10 protein-coding genes and 1 pseudogene are annotated in these 9,411 nt (G+C 43.6%); 9 read left to right on the forward strand and 2 right to left on the reverse strand.

Annotation, left to right across the window (positions count from 1 at the left end):
• The coding region (locus ACP5N5_RS03905) for an aldehyde ferredoxin oxidoreductase N-terminal domain-containing protein (RefSeq protein WP_428133130.1) at positions 1–602 on the reverse strand (602 nt) is incomplete at its 3' end.
• Positions 603–863: 261 nt separating this feature from the next.
• Here ACP5N5_RS03905 and ACP5N5_RS03910 point away from each other — a divergent pair.
• The 9 genes from ACP5N5_RS03910 (at position 864) to ACP5N5_RS03950 (ending at position 8,669) form a co-directional block, all read left to right on the forward strand.
• The gene (locus tag ACP5N5_RS03910) at positions 864–1,799 is read left to right on the forward strand and encodes an AAA family ATPase (RefSeq protein WP_048058820.1); all 936 of its coding nucleotides are present in this window, start codon (positions 864–866) and stop codon (positions 1,797–1,799) included.
• Complete coding sequence (locus ACP5N5_RS03915) at positions 1,796–2,878, forward strand: DUF4129 domain-containing protein (protein ID WP_428133133.1); 1,083 nt, start codon at positions 1,796–1,798, stop codon at positions 2,876–2,878. The genes ACP5N5_RS03910 and ACP5N5_RS03915 overlap by 4 nt, the downstream gene beginning before the upstream one ends.
• Complete coding sequence (locus ACP5N5_RS03920) at positions 2,871–3,971, forward strand: hypothetical protein (RefSeq protein ID WP_428133147.1); 1,101 nt, start codon at positions 2,871–2,873, stop codon at positions 3,969–3,971. The genes ACP5N5_RS03915 and ACP5N5_RS03920 overlap by 8 nt, the downstream gene beginning before the upstream one ends.
• Positions 3,968–4,240 (forward strand): hypothetical protein, encoded by a 273-nt coding sequence (locus ACP5N5_RS03925; protein ID WP_428133135.1) that lies wholly within the window; start codon positions 3,968–3,970, stop codon positions 4,238–4,240. The genes ACP5N5_RS03920 and ACP5N5_RS03925 overlap by 4 nt, the downstream gene beginning before the upstream one ends.
• Positions 4,209–5,720, forward strand: a complete 1,512-nt coding sequence (locus tag ACP5N5_RS03930; RefSeq protein WP_232216755.1) for a hypothetical protein — start codon at positions 4,209–4,211, stop codon at positions 5,718–5,720. Before ACP5N5_RS03925 ends, ACP5N5_RS03930 begins: the two co-directional genes overlap by 32 nt.
• Positions 5,721–7,040, forward strand: a complete 1,320-nt coding sequence (locus ACP5N5_RS03935; protein WP_428133138.1) for a DUF58 domain-containing protein — start codon at positions 5,721–5,723, stop codon at positions 7,038–7,040.
• A gap of 66 nt (positions 7,041–7,106) precedes the next feature.
• A complete protein-coding gene (locus ACP5N5_RS03940; RefSeq protein ID WP_428133141.1) occupies positions 7,107–7,475 on the forward strand; it encodes a ferritin family protein in 369 nt (122 codons plus the stop codon).
• A gap of 5 nt (positions 7,476–7,480) precedes the next feature.
• Positions 7,481–8,182: a family 1 encapsulin nanocompartment shell protein gene (locus ACP5N5_RS03945; RefSeq protein ID WP_428133143.1), complete on the forward strand. Its 702-nt coding sequence runs from the start codon at positions 7,481–7,483 to the stop codon at positions 8,180–8,182.
• Complete coding sequence (locus ACP5N5_RS03950) at positions 8,172–8,669, forward strand: ferritin family protein (protein WP_428133145.1); 498 nt, start codon at positions 8,172–8,174, stop codon at positions 8,667–8,669. The genes ACP5N5_RS03945 and ACP5N5_RS03950 overlap by 11 nt, the downstream gene beginning before the upstream one ends.
• Positions 8,670–8,815: 146 nt before the next feature.
• Here ACP5N5_RS03950 and ACP5N5_RS03955 read toward each other — a convergent pair.
• Positions 8,816–9,411: pseudogene (locus ACP5N5_RS03955) on the reverse strand (FprA family A-type flavoprotein); the annotation flags it as partial.

A 9,411-nucleotide genomic window follows, 5' to 3' on the forward strand; every position in this document is an offset into this window, starting at 1 on the left:
CCTGTTCTACCGGCTGCCCTATGCTCATCGTTGATTATTGCTGCAAATAGCACTTTATTCTCGCCGGCTGGACCAATACATGCTACGCTGGTATTCTTATGGTTAACCCTCTTCTTGAGTATGCTTGTTGTGGTAAAGGTATTTAATCCCCATAGATCACTAGCATCGCGAATATCGACGTGCCCATTAACTATTTCTATGTAAACAGGTTTCTCGGCTTCGCCCTCAATGAACACCAGGTCATATCCAGCAAACTTTAAGAATGGACCAAACTCGCCACCGCTATTCGCACTTGCCACAGAGCCTGTAAGCGGGCTCTTTAAAGCCATCACATGGTATCTACCTGGCGAGGGAACACCAGGTATACCAGTAATAGGACCAGTTGCAAATGCCAGCACGTTTTCTGATCCAAGTGGGTCTATATCTCTTGGTGAAAGACCTTTGTTCATGTATTCCTTCAAGTATTTCTTGTATAGAACGTAGAGGGCGTACCCTTTCCCACCAATGTATTTTTCAGCTATACTTGGATTAACGTATTCTTCATGTATGGTTTTATCTGTTAGATTAATGAATAGTATTTTACCGGCATAACCTCCCTTCAAAAATATTTCACCATATATAATTGTGTTAACCGATTATGTATATTCTTTTCATTATCTTTTTTAATTAAAAATTCCTGAGATGCTATATGGCCTTCTTCATGTTAATTTCTATTAAGATTAAGTATATCTCTCATTGCTCCATATTTATGAAATTACAGCTGAAAGCCTCATCCTTTAGGACGGAAGAAAGTCAGCAATTAATATTAATTAAGGAGCATTGCTCATAGAGTAATACAGCCCCAAATGCATCTGGGTGTTTTAATGGGTTTTTATAGCAGTATTAAGAAAATCCTGGTCGATGATGAATTGCTTATTGAGAAAGAGAAAGAGCTCAGGATTATTATTGCATCAATACTCGCTAAGGGACACATGATAATGGAGGGTGTCCCGGGTGTTGCTAAAACCTATACTGCTAAAGCTGTTTCAAAACTCCTTGACTTAGAGTTTAAACGGGTTCAAATGACCCCGGATCTACTACCATCGGATATAATAGGCTATTATGTATTCGACCAGAAAACCGGGGGGTTTATCGTTAAGAAAGGACCTGTTTTCACCAATATTCTTTTAGCCGACGAGATCAACAGAGCCTCCCCTAGAACACAGTCAGCATTACTTGAGGCTATGCAGGAGAGGCAGGTGACTATTGAAGGCGAGACATATAGGCTCCCGGAGCCCTTCATAGTTATAGCAACAATGAACCCCGTGGAGATGGAGGGTGTGTTCCCGCTTCCAGAGGCACAGCTGGATAGATTCCTCGTTAAAGTGGAAACCAGTTATACTTCTCACGTAGGCTTGGTTAAAATACTTAAGAGATCCGATGAGATCGAGAAAGCTATCAACGAGCTTAAACCAGTTGTCTCCCGCCAGGAGATACTAGAGGAAATTAATAGGGTTACAAGTATTAAGGTGGATGAGTCAATCTATGACTACGTTGCCTCAATAATCGAGGAGACTCGTAGGCATCCAGCAGTGAGGCTCGGTGGCTCGCCTAGGGCTGGGATAGCATTAATCAAGCTGGCTAGGTCACTGGCGTACATTGAGGGGAGAAACTATGTTATACCCGATGATGTCAAGGAGGCATGTAAACCAGTGCTACTGCATAGATTGATCCTCAAGCCCGAGTATGAGGTGCAGGGATTGAGCGTTGAAAGAGTAATCGATGATGTCTTATCAAGTGTTAAGGTGCCCTCTCCATGAAGAGCCTATTCATAATATCTATAGCCTTGGTAATTATTACAGCGTCAACTCCTCTAGCACCTATTGCTGAGGACAGGCATACAGCTGGGTTCCCGAATCAGCTAGATTCCCCTATAAGCATGGATGAGTTAATACGTGAACTATATAATACATCAATAATAACCTTGGGATCCAGCCTAGATGAAGCAAGTATTTCGAGTCTACTGGATAATCTCACAAGAAGTGGGTTATTGAATGAGACATATAGGAACAAACTTAGTAGAATATTATTTGATCCCCCTGAATCACTCGTTGCCAATATAAGTAACCCCGAGCTACGCTTACTACTCAGCAAGCTAGTTAGTAAGGAGAATATATCATATGATGAGTTGTCCACTATACTTAAATACGTGGATACCTTGAAGGCCACTAATAGTCTAAGCCTTGAGGATGAGTTGATAGCCTATAAAATTCTCTCCGAGCTCTCAAGTAGAAACCGGTTGGGCGATACAGAGGTACCTGGTAGAATAATGTCAACTCTGATGAATATACTTGGATTAAGCCATATATCATTAGAGGAGACCATGGGAAATACGTCGTTAAGCATACCACGCGTGAATTTACCGGGTGTAGCAGTGTCTGGCGTGAAGCAGGGTCTACCGAGTCTAAATCTACTGGTTCGAGGTCCTTTATGGCCTGGATTACTTGGAGTATTCATTGCTGTCTTTACAATAGTGTTGATCACGGCTACTAAGGGAGGTAAAATCATCGGAGTAATAGGTAAAATCTACTCAGGCATTACACTAGGGAGAACAAGGAGGTATAGTTATGGTGAACCAGGGGACTGTATCTCAGCATACTGGTTCACTGTAGCCATGCTGGCAAGTAGATACAGGGTCTTAAAGATGCCTTCTGAAACACATAGGGAGTATCTTGAGAGAATTATACATAGGGTTCCACCCGAAATAGTTAGGCTGGTTGGAGAGATCACTAGGTTATATGAGGTTTGTAGATTCGGAGAATCCACGAGGAAGAGAGAAGCTGATAGGGAGGCGATCGAAAAATATCGCGAATTGGTGAATAAAATTGAACATGGCTAGGCTTGTAATCGAGGCTGGCAGAAGGCTGGTTGCACTGGCCATACTTTACGATGCATCAACTATACTGGTAAGCCATATGCTCCCTAATGTTTTGGGCATGATTGTTTTAATAGTCACCATATTACTAGCGGCTTCAATGGCTTTAATAGGAAGTCTCACGGTATATATTTTAGCTGTATCATTTGTTACATTATTCTCCGCAATGGTGCACTCTATTCCAGTTGCCTCGATCACATGTCTACCAGTACTTCTACTACTCGATACTGTCTCGAGTATTTACAAGGGTGGCGAGTTATCCTGGTCCGGCGTCAGTTCCATGGATATTGCTAGAAGTCTTGCATCATTGCTTCTACTATATATACCAATGCTCCTGGTATCAATGCTACTAGCCCATGTCTCATGGATGCTGGTTGAGAGCATGGAGAATGTATTCCTGGGTGCAGCTGTGACTAACCCACTGGTTTCACCTATAGTGTTATCCAAGGTGTTCATTACAGCTTTAACAATCATACTAGCGATCTACTTCTACCGAGTGCTTAAAGCAGGGGTTGAGGTAGTTGCTTTATTTCTTTTCGCGACTAGTAGGCAAGCCGTTAAAGAGCTTGCCAGGGAATCAGATATAGACATCGTCTTTTCCCCACCGTTTTCATGGTTTTTAGAGCTCCCCATAGTCTTCCTTATATATCCATTTTTCTACACCGTAATCTACGATGTCTACTTGCCATTAATTCTTGGAGACACACCGGGCTCTATGCCGCAGGGTATCACATTGTTTCTCCAGTTCGCAATCGGCTTACTCGCATTCACTATCTCAACAGCTCTAGTTAGAGACTTCATCGATCCAGGTGCTCTTAGAGGTGTAGAGATCGATGGAGGGAGAGGCCTAATTATTAAACCCTTAATATTCACTCTATTCATTTATCTGACCTCGGTGATGCTAGCATTACGGAGGGGCTATCCCATCATTGATTCATTACTTAGCCCGAGTTTCAGCGAGCTCGCCGGCTTAATCAGTTCTAACTACATTGATTCGAGTTCCTTCTTTGTTTCACTACTGAGTGATGTATTAAGAATAGTGGGGGTTGTTACATGAGTAGTGGACAGGGGAAGACAAGGGCTGGTAGGATGGGTTTCCAAATACTTATAGCACTCGGTGTTTCAGTTTTACTCGTATCACTTATCCTAATGATCCAATCGATAGGATATATGGAGGGAGCCATGGTAGGCACTTCATTATTAACTGCATTGATAGGTTTCTCCCTCCTCTCGGCTTCACTATATATATTGAGACTGGCGGCATATGTATACGCAACAGAGAGGAGGGGGGAGAGTGGAGAAAAAGAGGAGACAGGGGAGAGGTAGTCTAGTAGCAACATCCATGGTGCTAGCACTTGTCTTCATAGGTTTAATAGCCCTAGTTGAAAGAGGGCCAGTTGTCCCAGGGTTCCCAGTGGGTGCATCCCCATTTAACCCGTTATCTTTTGGTACACTGGGGTTAGTTAAGGATCTCGAGCATTACTACACTGTTAGAATAGCTAGCTCCATGGAGGATCTCAATAGATTAACCGGTGGTAAATGTATTTATGTAGTGATATCGCCGGAGAAGCCTTTTGTAGCCAGTGAAGCCGAGTACATAGTGAAATCACTCAGCGAGAGATGCAGGGAAGCAATAGTCTTCATCGGAGACGAATCAACTTATTCAAACGGGCTCTTGGAAGCGTTGAATACAAGTATCCGAGTTACCGGTAGCAGAATATACGTGAGCCAGTGTAGTGATATGGCATGCGGGTACTCGCCGTATCCACGTGCCCGGCTAATCCTTGGAAACAGGTCGTTCAACCTAGTTCTAGATAAGGCATCCAATCTCATTGGTAGGGGAATTATACGGGGATATATTACCGGGGGATGTGTTGTTACATTGCCTGGTGCAGGAGGCTTCGAATGCAGTAGTATCGCGGTTGGAGCTAACGAGACCGTAGAGGCAGGAATCCATGACCCTGTTGTAGCATTAGAGGATCACGACTCACGTATACCGGTCTACGTGATAGGGGATGGCTCGATATTTCTTAACCAGGTGATTAACTCGGGGAATCAGAGCGAGTACAAGGTGTTCGTGTTAGAGTTATTCCAGTATTTATGTGGAGGGGAGAGCGGGTGTATTATGGTATTTGACAACATGCACTATGAAACGATCAATGCATTCAACCTACTAGTGAATCCAGGCTTAATTACAGGGGCTGGAACTGGTTTAAGTGATATACTCTACGTATTCTCCCTTATACTTGCAACAATTATACATCCATCATTCTGGATGCCCCTGGTATTCAAATTTCTCGATGAATTATTCTCCACGCTTCTAGCCAACATGTTCCTAGCTATCCTCGTATTACTAGCAGTCACCATAGTTGTAGACAAGTACTTAACAAGGGGCATTGTTTTCAGGGGGGATGAAGTGTTAAGGGAGCAGGTTGAAAGAGATATTACAGTGTTTGAATCAGTGAGGAGGAAGATAATTGAGAAGAAGGAGAAGCTGGGCAGGGATGACTTCCTAAACATCTATTGGCTAGCGAACCAGGTGTTAACCATGATACTAGGGGTTGAACTATCCAGTCCAGCCTTCATTGAGAGAACATCACAATACGTGGGAAGTGATCTAGCTAGCTCGTACTGGAGCTACATGAATAAGCTATATAGGAGAGCAGTAGGGGAGTCTTGGAGACCGCTTATAGTGAGGTGGCATAGTGAAGCACTTAAAGCCTATAGTGAAACCGAAAAAATGCTTTCACTCATTACATCAAGGCTTCAGATAGGGGATTATAGAAGGCTTCTAGCGGGGATCTAAATGGCTATTCATGCTACAACAAGGCTGAGGCTCTACATGTTATCTACTGCCCTGCTTCTAGCTGGAGCCATAATAGTTGACCCAACTTTCCTGCCTCCAGCCCTACTACTCCTTTCTCTCCCAGTGTTCTCATACATAGCTATAGAGTCAAACTATAAAATCCTTAAGAGCATAAAGGTCTCAGGCTCAGTCACCATGGAAACCGGTGGAAGATTCTTCGTCGAGTACACTATTATAAACCCTACTAGAATACCTATTCTGCCAGTTGAGTTCAGCATACAGTATAGCGAGCTGATAAAGCTAGTCAAGGGATCAAAGAGGGGCTTATTAATAATACCACCTAGAGCAAAGGTTAAGCTAAGGTTCTCCTTTCACGGCAGATTAGGTGAACACTTTGTTGGCCCGCTTAAAATAGTTCTAAGGGATCTCTTTGGATTCTATAGATCGAGTGACGAATATCTTGGAAAAGCACTGGTGGTCAATATACCTCCCACCGTTGAGGAGGTCATTATCAGGAAACTACTCATATATGCGAGAAGTACTGGGCTCGTTAAATCAAGGATCCCTGGGGAGGGAGTCGAATTCTATGATATACGGGATTATTCGCCGGGCGATGAAGCGAAGAGGATAGTCTGGCGTATCTATGCTTCAAGAAGAATGCTTGCCATCTGGGAGCCTGAGAAGGAGGTGTTTCAACCAGTGTTATTCATACTTGATGGGACAAGAGAGATGTGGAGCGGTCCAATGAGTCAATCCATGATAGAGCATTCAGCGAGGATCATATCTTCCATAATATACTACCTAGTTAAAAGAGGCTACCCTGTCTCAGCAACCGTCTTCAATGAGTCACTAGTGTATACCAGTGGGAAACCCATGCATGGATATCACGGATACATGGAGGCTCTAAGAGTACTCTCCAAGGTAAAGTTTGAGGAGGGGGATGAATCGCATAGGCGTAGGGCGTTATCAGGAGTACTCTCATACACGTATACCAGGATTCTCCCAAGAGATAGAAGTATAATATTTCTCTTTACACATCTCAGGGATACCATTATAGATGAAATAGCTGCGTGGAATAACCTATACAAGGATAAAGGCCACATCCTCTACATTGTCCACCCCCTTATAACAGCCTATGAGTCAGATAGCGATGTCCCTGAGTGGGTTGCGAATATATATAGGGTGAAACTAATAGAGAGCCTTCGAGAAGACATGGCAGTCATCTCCAGGGCGCGTGGGAGAGGGTTGAAGGTAATAGCTGTTACCCCTGATCTAATACCCCAGAGGGTCATGGATATTATTGAGAGGTATAGCTCGTAGAGTTAAATAATTTAACAATAAAGTATAAATATGATTCAACCAGTAATTATTCCATGGTAGATAACTATGATGTCCAAGCATCCTCTTGACCTACCATTGAACAGGAAGCTTACACTCGATGAAATCATGGAGGCATTAAGACTATCCATAATAGCCGAGTTAGATGCGGTGAACCTATACCTTCAACTAGCTAGATCTATAGACGATGAAAAGGTGAGAAGAGTATTTGAGGACATAGCTAATGAGGAAAAAACGCATATAGGCGAGTTCCTGGCTGTATTGGAGTCACTGGATCCCCAGCAGGTAGAGGAGTTGAAGAGGGGGGCTGAGGAGGTCAGGGAGCTAACTGGTATAAGTAGCCCGCAGGGGCGAGGAGCTGGTGTGGGCACAAAGAATAGTGATGGATCAAACACCAGTGAAGACCCCAGGGCATAGAATTAGTGGGCAAGATATTCCTCAACATAGCGAATGAGACCAGGTCTCTACGCAAGTACATACCCGTAGTAGATTTGGGGAAAGGTATTGAAAGCGTGGTCCTCGAGAAAACCGGGGAGACCCTACAGCGTATAGTAGTACCTTTGAGAGAGCTATCAGTATACTTCAGAATCACTCAAAGAAGCCTTGAGTACTCATATAGAACCAAGACCAGTATCGATGCACCAGACATGTATCAGGCTGCGCTTAAACTAGCCACCATGGAGGATTCACTGATAATAGGATCCATTTTAGATTCCAATGATGTTTCAAGGAGTAAGCTTAGTGATTGGCGGACTGAGGATGCACCAGTTATTGATGTGGTAAACGCTGTTAACAAGCTTTACTCCGCCGGGGCTACCAGGCCATTTGTACTAGTGATCAACCCAGCTAACTATGTTAACATGGTTAAATCAACTGGTAGAACAGGACTCACTGAGCTTGACAGGGTGAGGCAGGTAGTGGATCACATCGTTGTCTCACCGGTAATAGGGGAGGATAAGGCCATAGTGTTATCTGCTAAGCCATATGTTATTGATGTGGTGACCGGTGGAGATATCTCGGTGGATTATATTGGGCCAGAGAAAGATATGCATGTATTCAGGGCATGGGAGCTGATAGCTTTAAGAATAAAACATGGTGAAGGCGTAATAGTACTTGAGAGTTAGGTATGAAATGGGCCAGGAACTGGTTACTAGGCTATTGGCCTACTCTAAAATAGAGGAGGAACATGCTAGAAAGCTAGTAGAGCTGGGTGAGTCGCTTAACCACCCGGTTTTAAGAACAATATTTCTATCTATAGCCAGAGACTCGGAGAAGCATGGAATGATATACAAGGCCCTCTCAGAACTCATATCTAATCCACAGCCATTTATAACTGAGAAAGAGTTCGAGAATATTAGAAAAGTAATATCAAACCATATAGAGACAGAGGCCCAAATGCTCAAGGTTGTTGATGAATTACTCGATGAAGCAGAGGACTCACGCGTAAAGCTATTACTGGCCGCTATAAGAGATGACGAAGTAAAGCATCATGCCTTACTAGCTTCAATAAGGGATAAGCTGGCCTCACTAGAAACATTAACAGAGCAGAAATTATGGGATATGGTTTGGAAGGAATCCCGGGCATGGCACGCCCGGAGGATAGACATTTAAAAATGCTTTTTTGGCTTCTCTGTGCACGGGCTTCCCTCTCAGCACCCGCTCACCGCTCGCGGGGTCGTCGAGGGCTTCATGATGGGTACCGCTTGGCCAGTCTCGCGAGGCTTGACAGGAACTAAAATAGTGGACGCAGGCAACCACTATTTTTTCAACGACTCTATTAAGCCAATTATTTTATCCCTATACCTTTCCTCTTCGCCAGCCTTAAACTCGACTACCCCTACGACTTTGAAGCCTTGAGTACTCATCATTTCCTCTAGTATTTTACCTGCTTTACCTCCCCACCCATACTGTGCTATAATTGCTACCTTCTTTCCTCTCGGGGTCTTCCTGGTTATCAATGATGCTATATGCTTCATCAATGGATATAGGTCTGCATCATAAGTTGCTGATGCCAGTATTATGTTTTCAGCATCAAATGCTTTACCAATAACATCGCTGATGCTAGGTCTATTGGAGTCGGTGAATCCAATCATATCTATATCCTGGTTCAAGCCCGAGAAGTATTCTCTAATTATTTTGACTGTTCTCTCAACGAATCCGTACATTGATGTATATATGAGCAGGGTTTTACCTTGCTCTGGCTCTCCATGTCCCCATGACTTATATTTCTTGTACATGTAGTCTAAGGGGTCTCCTCTGAGGAGGAGCCCATGGGATGGAAGTACCAGGTTTGGAGTCACGCCCCGTGATACTAGTTTCTCAAGGTTTTTCACAACCCACTCATAGTGGATCC

Origin of the sequence: Desulfurococcus sp. (assembly GCF_049970475.1) — an archaeon.
GTDB lineage: Archaea > Thermoproteota > Thermoprotei_A > Sulfolobales > Desulfurococcaceae > Desulfurococcus > Desulfurococcus amylolyticus.